Source organism: Pseudomonas sp. S3_G06, from assembly GCF_054667565.1.
The window spans coordinates 2,050,779-2,066,887 of the sequence record NZ_CP162738.1 but is presented as its reverse complement, the minus strand read 5'-3'; the positions used below and the strand labels follow the sequence as shown (position 1 = coordinate 2,066,887).

General features: G+C 58.9%; 9 protein-coding genes, 1 tRNA gene and 1 pseudogene. 8 read left to right on the top strand and 3 right to left on the bottom strand.

From position 1 onward, the window contains the following. Positions 1 to 285 precede the first annotated feature (285 nt). Together proP and AB4N47_RS09345 are read left to right on the top strand one after the other, a co-directional pair. Positions 286 to 1,788: a glycine betaine/L-proline transporter ProP gene (gene proP, locus AB4N47_RS09350; protein WP_024013032.1), complete on the top strand. Its 1,503-nt coding sequence runs from the start codon at positions 286 to 288 to the stop codon at positions 1,786 to 1,788. 86 nt (positions 1,789 to 1,874) lie between these two features. Beyond that, positions 1,875 to 3,152: an OmpP1/FadL family transporter gene (locus AB4N47_RS09345; RefSeq protein ID WP_445941183.1), complete on the top strand. Its 1,278-nt coding sequence runs from the start codon at positions 1,875 to 1,877 to the stop codon at positions 3,150 to 3,152. Positions 3,153 to 3,155: 3 nt separating this feature from the next. Here the strand turns inward: AB4N47_RS09345 and AB4N47_RS09340 are convergent, their stop codons facing one another. Both AB4N47_RS09340 and AB4N47_RS09335 read right to left on the bottom strand, forming a co-directional pair. Next, positions 3,156 to 4,769, bottom strand: a complete 1,614-nt coding sequence (locus AB4N47_RS09340; RefSeq protein ID WP_341637434.1) for a mechanosensitive ion channel family protein — start codon at positions 4,767 to 4,769, stop codon at positions 3,156 to 3,158. A 10-nt stretch (positions 4,770 to 4,779) separates the two neighbouring features. Further along, positions 4,780 to 5,895, bottom strand: a complete 1,116-nt coding sequence (locus tag AB4N47_RS09335) for an AI-2E family transporter (RefSeq protein WP_341637433.1) — start codon at positions 5,893 to 5,895, stop codon at positions 4,780 to 4,782. A gap of 308 nt (positions 5,896 to 6,203) precedes the next feature. On the opposite strand from AB4N47_RS09335, the gene AB4N47_RS09330 reads away from it, so the two are divergent. The 6 genes and pseudogenes from AB4N47_RS09330 (at position 6,204) to AB4N47_RS09305 (ending at position 15,943) form a co-directional block, all read left to right on the top strand. Beyond that, complete coding sequence (locus AB4N47_RS09330) at positions 6,204 to 7,907, top strand: amidase (RefSeq protein WP_341637432.1); 1,704 nt, start codon at positions 6,204 to 6,206, stop codon at positions 7,905 to 7,907. 297 nt (positions 7,908 to 8,204) lie between these two features. Next, the gene (locus AB4N47_RS09325) at positions 8,205 to 9,500 is read left to right on the top strand and encodes an OprD family porin (RefSeq protein ID WP_341637431.1); all 1,296 of its coding nucleotides are present in this window, start codon (positions 8,205 to 8,207) and stop codon (positions 9,498 to 9,500) included. Between the two features lie 448 nt (positions 9,501 to 9,948). After that, a complete protein-coding gene (locus AB4N47_RS09320; RefSeq protein ID WP_341637430.1) occupies positions 9,949 to 10,308 on the top strand; it encodes a DUF6124 family protein in 360 nt (119 codons plus the stop codon). A 234-nt stretch (positions 10,309 to 10,542) separates the two neighbouring features. After that, the gene (locus AB4N47_RS09315) at positions 10,543 to 13,071 is read left to right on the top strand and encodes a hypothetical protein (protein WP_341637429.1); all 2,529 of its coding nucleotides are present in this window, start codon (positions 10,543 to 10,545) and stop codon (positions 13,069 to 13,071) included. A gap of 159 nt (positions 13,072 to 13,230) precedes the next feature. Then, positions 13,231 to 13,299: pseudogene (locus tag AB4N47_RS09310) on the top strand (DUF6124 family protein); the annotation flags it as partial. A gap of 337 nt (positions 13,300 to 13,636) precedes the next feature. Further along, positions 13,637 to 15,943, top strand: coding sequence for a hypothetical protein (locus tag AB4N47_RS09305; RefSeq protein WP_341637428.1), 2,307 nt, complete (start codon positions 13,637 to 13,639; stop codon positions 15,941 to 15,943). Between the two features lie 65 nt (positions 15,944 to 16,008). Here AB4N47_RS09305 and AB4N47_RS09300 read toward each other — a convergent pair. Next, positions 16,009 to 16,104: transfer RNA gene (locus AB4N47_RS09300), tRNA-Sec, on the bottom strand. Positions 16,105 to 16,109: the final 5 nt, after the last annotated feature.

Here is a 16,109-nt window from a genome sequence, read left to right as displayed (position 1 = left end):
GTGGGAGCGAGCCTGCTCGCGAAAACGCCGGGTCAGGCGACTGCGATGTTGAATGTAGCGCCGCCTTCGCGAGCAGGCTCGCTCCCACAGGGGGTTTGGGTCAGGTCGGAGAGTTGGATTCGCCGCTGCCGTAGCGGGATACAGAGGATTTGCGGCGGGCAGGAAATTAATTCCAGCCCATCGGTGAATTATTTCGTGTCCGCATGTATCTGAGCCAGAAGAGCCGGCGCCATCATGGAGATGGCATCGCAGCGGTAATCTGGATCAGCGAGCGGGAACAGCGCAATGAAATCACGCAAGAACACCGTCAAACCGATCGGTTTGAAAGACATCACCATTGTCGACGACGCCAAGATGCGCAAGGCGATCACCGCCGCCGCACTGGGCAACGCCATGGAATGGTTCGACTTTGGCGTCTACGGCTTTGTCGCCTATGTGCTCGGCAAGGTTTTCTTCCCCGGCGCCGATCCCGGCGTGCAAATGATCGCCGCGCTGGCGACGTTCTCCGTGCCCTTCCTGATCCGTCCGCTTGGCGGTTTGTTCTTCGGTGCGCTCGGCGACAAATACGGGCGGCAGAAAGTCCTCGCCGCGACCATCGTCATCATGTCCCTGAGCACCTTCGCCATCGGCCTGATTCCGTCCTATGCTTCGATCGGCATCTGGGCGCCGATCCTGCTGTTGCTGGCGAAAATGGCTCAGGGTTTCTCGGTCGGTGGCGAGTACACCGGTGCCTCGATCTTCGTCGCTGAATACGCGCCCGACCGTAAGCGCGGCTTCCTCGGCAGTTGGCTGGATTTCGGCTCGATCGCCGGTTTCGTCTTCGGCGCCGGTGTCGTGGTGCTGATTTCAACCATCCTCGGTGAACAACGCTTCGAAGAATGGGGCTGGCGGATTCCGTTCTTCCTCGCCCTGCCGCTGGGCATGATCGGCCTGTATCTGCGCCACGCCCTGGAAGAGACTCCGGCCTTCCAGCAACACGTGGAAAAACTCGAACAAGGCGACCGCGAAGGCCTCGCCGGTGGCCCGAAAGTGTCGTTCAAGGAAGTCGCAACCAAACACTGGCGCAGCCTGATGACCTGCATCGGCGTAGTGGCGGCGACCAACGTCACCTATTACATGCTGCTCACCTATATGCCGAGTTACCTGACGCACAACCTGCACTACAGCGAAAACCACGGCGTGCTGATCATCATTGCGATCATGGTCGGCATGCTCTTCGTGCAGCCGCTGATTGGTTTCATCAGCGACAAGATCGGCCGCAAACCCTTCATCGTCGTCGGCAGCATTGGCCTGTTCATCTTCGCCATTCCGGCATTCATGCTGATCAACAGCGGCAGCATCGGCCTGATCTTCTCCGGCCTGCTGATCCTCGCGGTGCTGCTCAACTTCTTCATCGGCGTGATGGCCTCGACCCTGCCGGCGATGTTCCCCACGCACATCCGCTACAGCGCGCTGGCCAGTGCCTTCAACGTTTCGGTGCTGATCGCCGGTCTGACCCCGACTGCCGTGGCCTGGCTGGTGGAAAGCACCAACGATCTGTACATGCCTGCGTATTACCTGATGGTCATCGCCGTGGTCGGTCTGGTCACTGGCGTGACCATGAAGGAAACCGCCAACAAGCCCCTGCGCGGCGCGGCCCCGGCGGCTTCCGACCTGGAAGAGGCCAAGGAGCTGTTGCAGGAACACCACGACAACATCGAACAGAAAATCGAAGACATCGATGCCGAAATCGCCGCGCTGGAAGCCAAGCGCAAGGAACTGGCGCTCCAGCATCCGCGCATCGATTGATCAGTGCGACGTCGGCAATCGGTCCGACGCCGCGCCGAGCTTGAGCTAGCCTTGAAACCGGATCGCATGCCATTCAAGGAGTTCACATGTTCAAGCTGATGAAAAGTTCGGTCGCTGGCGGATTGCTCTTCGCCAGCCTCCAGGCCGAAGCCGGCGGCATCATGATTTACGAGGCCGGCCACGAAGGCACCGGGCTGGCCAACGCCGGCTCTGCGGTCATGGCCAGCGACCCGAGCATTCTGATGACCAACCCGGCGGGCATCAGCCAACTGGCCGGCACTCAGATCAACTTCAACGCGCAGTTGATCCTCGGCGACGTCAGCTTCTCCCGCGACAACGCCAATACCTTCGGCGGCAACGAAGGTGGCAACGCCTTGAAGTACCTGCCCGGCTCCAGCTTCTTCATCAGCCATCAACTCGATGAGCGCTCCTCGATCGGCTTCGGCATGTACGGCAATTTCGGTCTGGCGGTGGATTACGACGATGACTGGGCCGGGCGCTATTTCACCCAGGAGTCGGCCATTCTCGGCGTGTCATTCCAGCCCACCTATGCCTACAAGATCACCGACGACCTGTCCGTCGGCCTCGGCCCGCGCTTCATGCTCGGCTACTTCCGCACCGAAGTGGCGGTCAACAATAACGTGCTCGGTCTGGGCAACGCCGAGGATGGTCAGTTGCGTTACAAGGACACCGACTGGGGCACGGGCGCCAACGTCGGCGTGCTCTACAACCTCAACGAGCGCACAAAGCTCGGGCTGGCCTGGACCAGCAAGATCAAGCTCAAATTCGAAGACAAACCCGAGCTGAAGAAAATCACCAATCCGCTGCTGCGTCTGGCGCTCAACCGTCTCGACGCCGATCAGCTGAACGTCGACATGAACGTGCCGCAGACCGTCACCACCAGCGTGTCCTACCAGCTCGATCCGCAGTGGACGCTGCTCGGCAGCCTCGGCTGGCAGGACTGGAGCGATTTCGGCAAGGTCGGCGTGGAAGTCGATACCGACCTGGGCGCGACTTCCAGAACTGCGCAGCGGCAATACAAGGACACTTGGCATGCCTCGATAGGCGCGCAGCACCAGATCAACCCGAAACTGCGCTGGAACGTCGGCCTCGGTTACGACTCCTCGGCAGTGGATGACAAGGATCGCACCGTCGACAACCCGATGAATGAAGCGTGGCGCCTGGCGACCGGGGTCAGCTATGCATTGCAGGACGATGTCGACGTGCACATGAGCTACACGCTGATCTACCTCGGCGACATGGACGTGCAACAGACCAAAGCGCGCTCCGGCGGCTCGGTTTCCGGCGAATACAAAAACGCCGCCCTGCATGTGCTGGGCGGCGGCGTGGTCTGGCGATTCTAGGGATCACTCATCCTTCGGCGCCTGCGCCGGGGCGGTGAACCACTGCTCCGGCGGCACGCGTTTTTCCTGCTGCGGATCGCCCAGGTAATGCGGCGACATGATCTGCACGCCGTATTCATTGAACACGTCCTGAATATTGGCGTGGAGCATGCTCAGCAACACCGCACGCGGGCGCGGCTGGCTGGGGATGGCCTGGGCCACCAGGCGATACTCGGGATAGAAGTCCGACAACGCGGTCTGGAACACCTGCGCCGGCGGGTCTTCGAGCACGCCCGGCGTGCGTTTGGCCGCCTCCAGCAACATCGCTTCGACCTGGCGCCATGGCGTGTCGTAGCCGATGGTCACCACCGTGTCGACCACGTACCCCGGACCTTGCACGGTGCGCGAGTAGTTCTTGGTCACGGTGCCGGTGATCATCGAGTTGGGCAGCGTCAGCACTTCACCGAGGCCGGTGCGAATCCGCGTGGTGAACATGCCCAGCTCGGTGACGGTGCCTTCGTACTCGCCGATCCTGACAAACTCGCCGGGGCGCAAAGTCCGCGTGTAGGTCAGGATCAACCCGGCCGCCGCTTGCCCGACGACGCTGGTGGCGCCGAGGGATATCATCAGGCCGATCAGCACCGACAAGCCTTTGAACGCATCCGTCCCGGCGCCGGGCAGATAGGGATAAGCCATCGCCAGCGCAAACAGCCAGACTGCCAGCGCGGTCAGGCGCTGCGTCGGTTGCAGGGTTTCATGGTTGAGCCAACTGAACGTCCCCGGCGCGGCCATCCGGCGCAGGATGCGTCGGGTAAATGCGGTCACGCCCCGGGCGATAAAGAAAATCGCCAGCGCCACGCCCAGCCCCGGTATCGCATCGACGATGCCCTGCAACAGATAACCAGCCAGTTCCACCAGATAGTTGTTGAGGCTTTCGCCCCACGGCCGCGTATAAGGGAAGCGTGACAGGACAAAACCCAGCCATTCGTAGGACAGCAGCAGGATCAGCAACCAGCGCAGGAACAACAGGCAGCGGCTGACCAACGGGTAGAGAAAATTCGAATCGATCAGTTGCACCCGCCCGACCTTCAGCGCCTTGGTGTGGCGATCCATCAGCGCCGGCAGTTTCGCCAACAGCTTGTGGCGCAGCCATGACAGGCACCAGAGCAGCGTCAGATAGATCAGCGTGGCCACCGCCGCCAGCGCCAGCGAACGCACAATCATCTGCACGTTGCGCGCCTCACGGGTCTCGTTGACCACCTGGCGCAGTTTTTCCGCTGCGCCCTCGGCGGCTTCCTGCACCGAGGAATAGGCCAGGCTATCGACGTCTTTCGGTGCAACGATGAACGCACGGGTATTGCCGATCAGCACCATGTAACTGTTCTGGATCGAATCAGTGCTGATTTTCAGTTCCGGGTCTTCTTCCAGCGCTTCACTGATCACCCGCTTCGCCCGCTTGACCCGTGAGGCCGGCGCCTCGCCGAGGATGGTCGCGCGAAACAGCATGATGCTGCGGTTGGCCACCTTCAGTTCTACCGCTTCGCCCGTTGCTGTCGTGGTGTCTTCCAGTGCCTGGCCGAGCCCGGACCACAGTGTTGCAGCCAGCAGCATCGCCAGCACCATCAGCCTGTTACGCATGCGCCGTTCCTTATGGCTGATTGTCGTGAGAGGTTTCGTCCAGCACTCCGCTGACGTCGGCCGGTTGATAGACCCAGCCGATGAACAATTCATAACCGACCGCCAGGATCACCGGCCCGGTGAACAGGCCGATGATGCCGCTGGTGACCATGCCGCCCAGCGCGCCGATCAGCACCACCGGCATCGGCACGGCCACGCCACGGCCGAGCAACATCGGTTTGAGCACGTTGTCGGAGAGCCCGGCGATCACCATCCACACGGCGAATATGATCGTGCCGGGGCCGACGCCGTCATGGGCAAAGACGAACACCACCACCGGCACGGTGATCAGCAGCACCGGCAGTTGCATGATGCCCAACAGCAACACCATCAACGCCAGCACACCGGCAGCGGGCACGCCCATGATCACCAGCGCCACGCCGATCAGGATCATCTGGATAAAAGCGATACCGACCACGCCCTGCGCCACCGCGCGAATGGTCGAAGTGCACAGCTGCGCGATCTGCGGGCCACGCACCGGGCCGGAAATCCGCGTGGTGATCGCCACCGCTGTGCGATGGCCGCGTTCGCCGTGGGTCATGATCAGTCCGGCGACAATCAGTGCCACGACAAACACCACGATACCTGCGCCGACGCCGGCGGCCTGATGCAACAGCACCCGGCCCCAACTGGTCAGGTGCGGCGCGAGTTCCTTGAACACCCAGCTCAGGTCCTGCGAAGCGTGCATCCAGATGCCATACAACGGCGCACCGATCAGCGGCCAGTCGGCGACATTGGCGGGTGGCGGCGGAATCTCGAACTGCCCCGCTTCCACGGTTTGCATGCCCACCTTCACCGAATCGGCCACGGATGCGCCGAGCAGGCTCAGCGGCACCATCAGGATCACCAGCCCCAGCAATACCAGTACAATCGCCGCCCAACCGTAACGGTCGCCGAGTTTTGCGCCGAGTTTCTGGTTCAGTGGGTACAGCGTGACCGCGAGGATCAGCGCCCACAGCATCACATTGAGAAACGGATGGAAAATGTCGTAGCAGAACAGCACCAGGGTCGCGATCAACCCGGCGCGGATCAGCACGTCGAGCAAGGCTTTGGAACTGTTGAAGGCAATCAGCGGCTTATCTTCCATGGCAACATTCCTGAGCGACGCAGCATTCGGGATGCGCTGAGCCTAGAACATGTTCGGCTGGTCTTCCTGTGGGGCGCGGGATTTGTGCCTGAATGCATTTTATTGATTCATACAGAACCTGTGGGAGCTGGCTTGCCGGCGATAGCGGCGGGTCAGCCGTCACACAGTTGCACTTGCAACCCCTCACTGCAGGAAACGGAAACATGGTGTTAAATAGGCGCCAGTCCCGACCTTGTCGCTTCAAGCCGTGCCACGAGAACCGCTATGAAAACCCCTGCCCAGAACATCCACGCTCAACAGGTGACCCGATGATCGAAGTCACCGAAGTCTCCATCGCCCAACTGCGCGCTGCCCTCGAATCCGGCCAGACCAATGCCGTGGAGCTGGTGCAGGCCTATCTGGCACGGATCGATGCCTACGACGGCGCCGACACCCCGACGGCACTCAACGCCGTCGTCGTGCGCAACCCCGAAGCACTGAACGAAGCCCGCGCCTCCGATGCCCGCCGTGCCAAAGGTGAAACCCTCGGCCCGCTCGATGGCATCCCCTACACCGCCAAGGACAGTTATCTGGTCAAGGGCCTGACCGCCGCTTCCGGCAGTCCGGCGTTTGCCGATCTAGTCGCCCATCGCGACGCCTTCACCATCGAACGCCTGCGCGCTGCCGGTGCGATTTGCCTGGGCAAGACCAACATGCCGCCGATGGCCAATGGTGGCATGCAACGCGGCGTCTATGGCCGCGCTGAAAGCCCGTACAACGCCGCTTACCTCACCGCCCCGTTCGCCTCCGGCTCGTCCAACGGCGCCGGCACCGCGACCGCTGCGAGTTTCGCTGCGTTCGGTCTGGCGGAGGAAACCTGGTCGAGCGGTCGCGGCCCTGCGTCGAACAACGGCCTGTGCGCCTACACCCCGTCGCGCGGCGTAATCTCGGTGCGCGGCAACTGGCCGTTGACCCCGACCATGGACGTCGTCGTGCCATTCGCGCGGACCATGGCCGACCTGCTCGAAGTGCTCGACGTGGTCGTCGCCGAAGATACCGACACCCGTGGCGACCTCTGGCGCCTGCAACCGTGGGTGCCGATCCCGCGTGTCAGCGAAGTGCGCCCGGCTGCGTACAGCGAGCTGGCCGCAGATGCCAAAGCCCTGGCCGGCAAACGCTTCGCCATCCCGCGCATGTACATCAATGCCGACCCGGACGCGGGCACCAGCGAAGCCCCCGGCATTGGCGGCCCGACCGGCCAGCGCATCAACACCCGCGCATCCGTGATCGATTTGTGGAAACAGGCGCGTCAGGCCCTTGAGGCCGCTGGCGCCGAAGTCGTCGAAACCGATTTCCCGCTGGTCTCCAACTGCGAAGGCGACCGCCCTGGCGCGCCAACCGTGTTCACCCGTGGGCTGGTGTCGAAAGAGTTTCTCCATCATGAACTGTGGGATCTGACAGCCTGGGCGTTCGACGACTTCCTGCAAGCCAACGGTGACCCGAAGCTTAATCGTCTGGTTGACGTCGACGGGCCGAAGATCTTCCCGCACGACCCGGGCACGCTGCCTAACCGAGAAGGCGATCTGGCCGCCGGCATGGACGAATACGTGCGCATGGCCGAACGCGGCATCACGCCGTGGAATGAAATCCCAACCGTGCCTGATGGCTTGCGTGGTCTGGAGCAGACCCGACGCATCGACCTTGAAGACTGGATGGACAGCCTCGGCCTCGACGCCGTGCTGTTTCCGACCGTCGCCGACGTCGGCCCGGCGGATGCGGATGTCAATCCTGCTTCGGCCGACATTGCCTGGAGCAACGGCGTCTGGGTGGCCAACGGCAACCTCGCGATCCGCCACCTCGGCGTGCCGACCGTCACCGTGCCCATGGGCGTGATGGCCGACATCGGCATGCCCGTCGGCCTGACCTTCGCCGGCCGCGCCTACGACGACTCGAACCTGCTGCGCTTCGCCGCCGCCTTCGAATCCACCGGCAGCAAACGCCAGATCCCACCGCGTACACCGCCGCTGGCTTAATGCACTGTGTCAGCTCCCACACACCCTGTGGGAGCTGGCTTGCCAGCGATGGCGGCCTGACGGCCTGACGGCCGCCACAGTTCTAATTGACTACCCCCGACTCAAACTGTGGGAGCGAGCCTGCTCGCGAAAGCGCTGTGTCAGTCAGCATTTTCGTTAACTGACACTCCGCATTCGCGAGCAGGCTCGCTCCCACAGGTTTTGTGGTGAAAGCTGCCAACTCAGCACATCAACCCAATCCTCTTTGTTCCCAATCTTCGATCATCAGCGCCATTCGAATTACCACCGGCCCTGACCATGATCAACCGCGCGCCCTCCCGCCTCACCCTGCTTGCCATGCTCTGCGGTCTGACCGGCACCGCCCATGCCAGCGGCTTCTTCGACGACGCCAAAAGCGATGTCCTGCTACGCAACTTCTACCTCAGCAACGACTACCGCTCGCCCACGCCCTCGGGGAAAAACTACAAACAGGAATGGGCACAGGGCTTTATCGGTAACTTCTCATCCGGTTTCACTGAAGGAACAATAGGCTTCGGCATTGACGCCCACGCCTTCGCCGGCCTGAAACTCGACGGCGGCAAGGGCCATTCCGGCACCGGTCTGCTACCGGTCGACAGCGATGGCCGCAGCGAACACGACTATTCCAGCGCGGGCGGTGCGCTCAAATTGAAAGCTTCGCGCACCACTCTGGCCTTCGGTGAAATGACCGTAGAAACGCCGGTCTTCGACACCTCCGACAAACGCCTGCAACCGGAATACGCCACAGGCTTTTTGCTCAACAGCGCCGAGTTCGACAACGTCAATCTGGTCGCCGGGCATTTCACCGCGTTCAAGAACCAGGACAGCTCTTCCGGCCAAGGCGACTTCTACGGTTACGGCGCCAACACCGAAGCGGGTGGCATCAGCTTCGTCGGTGCCGATCTGTTCAGCTCAAGCCCGATCGGCGGCGCGTTGTATGCCTCGGAACTGAGCGACACCTGGCACCAGTACTACGGCAACCTGCACTTCAAACAGTCCGGCGTGCTGCTCGACGCCAACCTCTACCACACCCGCGACACCAGCCGCGCCCTGGCCGGCGAGATCGACAACAGCGCCTTCAGCCTTTCCGGCAAATACAGCTTCGGCGCGCACGCGGTGATGCTCGGCTGGCAGCGGATCAATGGCGACACGCCGTTCGATTTCGTCGGTGGCGACTCGATCTACCTCGCCAACTCGATCAAATACGCCGACTTCAACGGCGCCAACGAACGCTCCTGGCAAGCCCGCTACGACCTCGACCTCGGCGCCTTCGGCATCCCCGGCCTGAACTTCATGACCCGCTACGTCAGCGGCAGCCACATCGACGGCACCCACGCCCCCAAGGGCGGCGCCTACAACCCGTTCGACGCCAGCAGTGGCGACTATCAACCGCAACAAGGCAGCGGCGGCAAGCACTGGGAACGCGACATCGACCTGAAATATGTCGTGCAGTCCGGCGCCGCGAAGGATCTGTCGGTGCAGCTGTCCCACGTCAGCCACCGCGCCAACCAAGCGCAGGCTGGCGATGATATTGACCGGATTTACGTGGTCATCCAGTACCCGCTGGGTTTCTGAACCACCCACTCAGCTCTTGCTGAAAACAGTATTCCAACTGTGGGAGCGAGCCTGCTCGCGAAGAGGCCATCAGGTTCGGCGCAATTCTTCGATTTAAACGAAGTTGTTTAAAAGACACCTCCAGACACGCCTTCCAGGCTACAAATCCTTGCGCCATTGCCTACAGCCAAGCCAGAATCCGCCGGCTTGTGCGCCTTGGGAGCGGGTTCTATTGTGGTGCGGTCGCTGACGAATCAGCGATCGGGTTTAGCGACCCGGATCTTGAATAGGTGCATCAGCGTTCCATGCTTTGTCGCGGGTTCATTGTCTGCGACTGCGCCATGGTGGCTGTATGTGGGAGACCTTCGGGTCTGCCGGGTGCCTATAACCGGTTCGCTAACCTGCGTACAGCCGCCACCTCACTGTTTAGCGACAGTGCCTGACGGCTCCACTTAATAGGAGCTTTACCATGATCAAACCAACACCCAACCCACCCGAAACCGACCCCACCTCCCCCTACGAATCCCTCGACTCAAAAAAACTCCACCAAGCCGCCGACCGCGCCCTCGACCACTACCTCTGCCCACCCGGCTGCACCCCTCCCCCCTTCAGCCCTCGAGCGATGTACGCCGTCACCGCCGACACGAAAAACGAAGACCTGCTGGCCAACGCCTGCGAAACCCTCGCCTCGGCCAAAACCATCGCTCAGGAATTCGCCGGGCTGGTCAAGCCATCGCAGCGAAGGACGCTGATGGGGATTGCGCAGTTGATCATGCTCGGGGAACTGGCGGTGAATCGGGTGCTGGATAATCTGGAGCTGCCGCAGTAGCGGAGCCCGATGATCGTTCCCACGCTCCTGCGTGGGAATGCCTCAACGGACGCTCCGCGTTCGACTCCCGATGGGACCCGGAGCGTCCCGTCTGCATGCCTTTGTGCATGGGAACACTCTTCATGACCGTTCATCGCAAACCCCCTCCTACCTGTCAGAGTTGACAGGTGACGGCCCGGCCGGTCTCGCATTAGATGCAGCAAGAGCGTTCCTACGTCATGCAAGGAGAATGCAATGAGCCGCGTCCGTAACTTCGTTGAACCGTTTGCACTGACCCGCCCGCAAGCCCCCGAAATGGTTGAGCTGGAACCTGCAATGGCAGACGTCCATGGCGGCGTCACCATTGTGAAAGCCAATGAAACCGAGGGCTTGTTGATCCTCATGCTGGCTTACTTGAATCAGACCAAGAACGATAAGCTCATCCTGCTGGCCAACGACAACAAAGGGCCTAGCACCACCATCGCTGAGGGCAACGAAAGCGACGATACGCCCTTGCGCCTGCCTGCCGGCTTACTGCAAAAAGGCCTTAACCGCATCAAAATTTACATTGAGCGCACGTCCGGGAATGATGAACTCACACCTGAGCTGGTGCTCTACCATCGAACCTCTCCGCCCGGTGATTTACCTCCGGTATTGAATCTCACCGTCAGCCACAAGGTCATCAACCAGGCGGAAGCTGACAAGTTCAAGGTGACTGTCACCTACGCCAACGTGCAGTGGTATGACCGGATTTTTGTGTCTTGCAATGGTGTGCATCACATATATCAGCTCACACCCAGCGTTGTGTCGCCCCTGCCTCCCGTACCAAAAAGTGTTGTGATCGACATCCCGAAAGACAAGCTGATCGAGGGTGGCAACGATAAAACCTTCGAAATCAAATATCGCGTTGTCGACTACCTGACCAACCCGTCCGGCCCTCCAACCTGGTCCGATGCCGTGTTCGTGGAAGTGGATCTGGACAAGATCTCCCAAGAGCCTCCTACACTCGTTAACGCCGTCTCCCCAATCGATGTGCTGGCAAGTGAAGGCGGAGTGAAGGTGCGGGCCGAGTTCAAAGCCGCTTTGGCAAACGACAAGGCGACGCTGAAGATTGTCGATGGCGTACCGGGATCATCATTTCCGCAAGTGGCATTCAACACCAACCAACGCGCCAATTTCACATTCAGCGTGGCGTTCCTCCTCGCTCATCAAGGCAAAACAATCCAGGTGTCGTGGGTATTGATTCGAGATGGCGTGCCCAGCGGCGAATCCCCTCCTCTGGAGGTGGTCATCGATAAAATCGCGGCGGATGACCCGCGCTTGCCGACTCCGAATATTGCGGGGGAAATGGGGCAACAGCTCAATGTTCCGGAACTACCGAATGATGTGCGGGTGCTCTCGGAAAAAATCCCACTGATGCAACAGACCCACCCGGTTTGGGTTGATTTTGAAGGCGTCGACGCGGATGGGAACCCGGTAACCAACGAAATCTCGACCGGCGGGCCTAGTGAACTGGCCGACAGGATTTCGTTGCTGGCGCAAGTCGAGTGGTTGAAAAACCTGAAAGATGGAAGCCAATTGAGAGTGGTTTGTGCGGTCAATCTTGATGGGCTTAAGGACAAGACAAAAGCGGTACCGCTTCGGGTTCGTAGTTATACGATTCGGGCAGCCGAGGACCTGTTAGCGCCAAAAATCAGACAGGCGCAAGACAACAGCCTGGATCCGTTTGCGGCGAAAGATGCGCTGACCGCTTTGGTCTTTGATCCTTCCATTCAGCTCGATGACATAATCGTCGTGACCTGGACCGGCGCCCCGGGCACTCCTGCCGATGGCTCCTACACCTCGCCGCCTCACGTGGTCAAAGTGCTGGGCACGCAGGAAATTGCGCTGGACAACAAAGTGCTTGCGTACAGTTTCGGTGGCGATGTCACTGCGAAATACAGCAAGACAACCGGGTCTGAAACACGGGATTCCCTGCCGCTGATACTAAGTGTGCAGGACATTGCGGACGGAGATCCTCGTCTGCCCACGCCTACGATAGACCGGGTGACGGGAGATGAGCTGGATCCTGCGGATTTGTTGGCGACGGATCATACGCGGACTACGGCTTGGCCGTTGATAGCTGTAGGACAGCGGATTGATTTGACTTATAGGGAGATCAAGATTGATGGCAGTACGGGAATTGTTGAAGAGGCTTATAAAGGGAAAGAAGTGACGGCGGAAGACTTGGGTGGGTTAAAACATCCTGTTCCTGTAACAAAACTGGCGTCACTGGCGAACCGTTCGACCTTGAAGGTCGAGGTTCAAGTCAATTTCGATGGAAATGAATCGGGCAGAAAAACTGCACTCCCAAACCGCGCTTATCACATAAGCAAAGGGTTCGATGACCTAACAACTTTTACAGATTACGACTGGAACAACTGGAAACTTCGTTATGGCGGGGGCGCATTCGTCGAATATAAAGAAGGAGAATATTTTCTTGTTTCAGCTCAAGACTCCAACCAATATTACTCACTTAATCTGACTAAATCCTATAACGAAATTCCGGGCCGTCAATTATTCGAATTTAGCTTTAAATATCGATCGATCCACAATCTAGGTTTCGAGTTTGATTACAGCGGAATTGAAGGCCCAATCGTACAGCTACCTGGAGGAAGTGACTGGCAATATCACAGTGCAATATTCAGCATACCCAAACCGCTTAACGTCTTTAATTTATACATCGTAACACTTAACGGTGTATTCAGTATTGACAACATCCGTTTAAGGCAAGTCAATAACTAATAACGCGCGTCGGTGCGGGCCATTGACTTATCGGGGCGGATTCATCCGTAATCACCGAGGTATAAGCCAGCCTGACGCGGCCGGAATATTCGAGGAACTGAAAAAGTTTCCAGCGATAGAACGTCTTCGCGCCCAGCAGAGCCTACGACTACGGAGACTGCGCAACTGATCATGCTCGGGGAACTGGCGGTGAATCGGGTGCTGGATAATCTGGAGTTGCCGGGGTAATGCGGGCCGGCTGAATTATGCGTTGCCGCTGTTGGCCCCTTCGCGAGCAGGCTCGCTCCCACATTGATCCTGGTGGGACACAAATCCTGCGACGTTTGAAGATCCTGTGGGAGCGAGCCTGCTCGCTAAAGCTGAATATCAGTCACTGAGATGTCGACTGAAAAACCGCATTCGCGAGCAGGCTCGCTCCCACACGACCTGCATCCGCAGCGACCTACCATTCGTCGCTTAACCACCCTCCACTGTCAGATCTGACAGTAGCCAACTTCCCCCACCCGGTATCTGATATCTCCATCCCGGCCAGGGCTCTCTGGCCGCTACATCAGGAAGGTGTGCGATGGACAACGCTCAACCCGACAACGCCATCATGGCGCTGCATCCCGTGCAAATTTTGCAGGCGACGGGGGGCGTTATCATCGACCCGCCGCCGCCCGACAAAGTATCGGTGCTGGGCGTGCCATTGGGGATTTTCAGGGAGGTCACGCGCAACGGCGTCCTCGCTGCGGGCGTGCAGGTAGTGGTCGATCCGCCACTGGACGTTGGTCAATATGTCGACATCAGACTCTTCGTCAACGGTGAGCAGAGCGGCGTTCCACAGCCAGTCATCAACGAGCGAATGACCTTCCCCGTGTTCCAGAGGGCACTTCACGACGGCGTCATCAACAAAATCCAATACATGCTGAAAAGCATCGCCGGCAATGAAAACAAATCCATCGAAGCGTGGGCGCTCTACAACGACACGTTGCCCGGCGGCAATGATGTGCCTGGCACCGGCGATCATCCGGGGCTGCTGATCAGTCTGCCCGAAGGGCTCGGCAACCCGGCGGTGATTGGCAAGGATCAGGCCGAGAAAGGCGTACTTCTGACGTTCGATTACCCTTATTGCCGGGCCTACGACAAGGTGAAATACGAGATCAACCGCCAGCCCTTCACCCACACGGTGACGCCGGAACAAGCGGGCAACGCATTCTCGGTGCTGATCGGTCCTGACACCCTTAAAAAAATTGGCAGCATGAACAACTGCCCGTTCTCCTACACGGTGGTCGATCAACTGGCCAACGACACTCACCGGAACCGCTGGTCGAAGTACATTCATGCCAACATTGATCTTGAGCGAAACTTCCTGCCCCAGCCGATCCTGCGCGAGGATCCCGACGATGACATGGACGATCCAGCGATTGTGGATCTCGATAAACTCGACGGCCGGCCGCTACTGATCGTCGTTGTTGCCACCGCCCCTGATTTTCAAAAGGGCGACACGGTGAAGGGCTTCTATCGGCTGAACGATTCAGCCGAAAAATCGACTCAACCGGGCGTGATCACCGACAAGTTCGGGGCGCTGCTGCCGTGCATTCTGGAGCTACCCAACGATCAGCTCACCTCCGGCGCACGCCTACAAGTGCGATTTGAACTGGAACGGCCGGCGGGCAACGTCATTGGGCACTCCAGAACGGCCGAGGCCGAGATCATCGGCGAAGCGGCGCCAGATCTGGTAGCGCCCATAATCAAACAGGCACTAGGCAACAGTCTGGATCCGCTTGCCGCGAAAGATGCGCTGACCGCTTTGGTCTTTGATCCTTCCATTCAGCTTGATGAAGTAATCCAAGTGTGCTGGATCGCCGCCCCGGGCACTCCTGCCGATGGCTCCTACACCTCGCCGCCTCACGTGGTCAAAGTGCTGGGCACGCAGGAAATTGCGCTGGACAACAAAGTGCTCGCGTACAGTTTCGGTGGCAATGTCACTGCGAAATACAGCAAGACAACCGGGTCTGAAACACGGGATTCCCTGCCGCTGATACTGAGTGTGCAGGACATTGCCGACGGAGATCCTCGTCTGCCCACGCCGACGATCGACCGGGTGACGGGAGATGAGCTGGATCCTGCGGATTTGTTGGCGACGGATCATACGCGGACGACGGATTGGCCGTTGATAGCTATTGGGCAGCGGTACGATTTGATTTACAGGGAGATTAAGAGTGATGGCAGTACAGGGTTCGTTCATGAAGCTTATAAAGGGAAAGAAGTGACGGCGGATGATTTGGGCGGGATCAAGCATCCGGTTCCGTTGGCTGGGCTTGTTAGGATGGAAGATGGATCAAAACTATTTATAGAAATGGCTGTTGTATTTGATGGAAGTATCGACGACACCAAAAGAATTTTATTTCACCCTCTAATACTCAATATCGACACTGGCATTGATGACTTAACTACCTTTACAAACTATGAGAGTAATGGCTGGCAATTTGAGCAAGGAGCAGGATCAGCAATCAAAGAGAACGATGATTATTATGCAATATCTCAACTAGGCCAAAGCTTTCATGCCTTATACATCTCAAAATCATATGAACACCTTGAAAGGGGAGTGGCTTGCGCTCTCAGCTTCGATTACCTGAGCTCACGTCCAGTAACATTCCGTCTTATTATGACACCAGCTTTACTGGATGGCGATAGAATAACTCTGCCGCAGCAGGAATTATCTGCAACTAACAGTTGGGGCAAGGCCTTCATAAGTTTTTTTCTTGGCTCCCCTCAAACAAAGGCATTCTCAAAAATCTCCATAGTATTATATGCGGACGCAGTAATTAAGCTAGACAATATCCGCCTAAAAAAGATACCGAGAAGCGAAATTGAAAATAATTCTTAGCCCCTTTCATTAACTCCTTAGGTCATTTGCTAACCGAAGACACCGATCTTTTGCTTTTCCAATGATGGCGGAAGACAGCCGGAGTCGAACCTGCCCGGGAACGGATGCCGTCCCCAACCGGGTTTGAAGCCCGGCCGCGCCACCGGGCGCGATTGTCTTCCTGAAC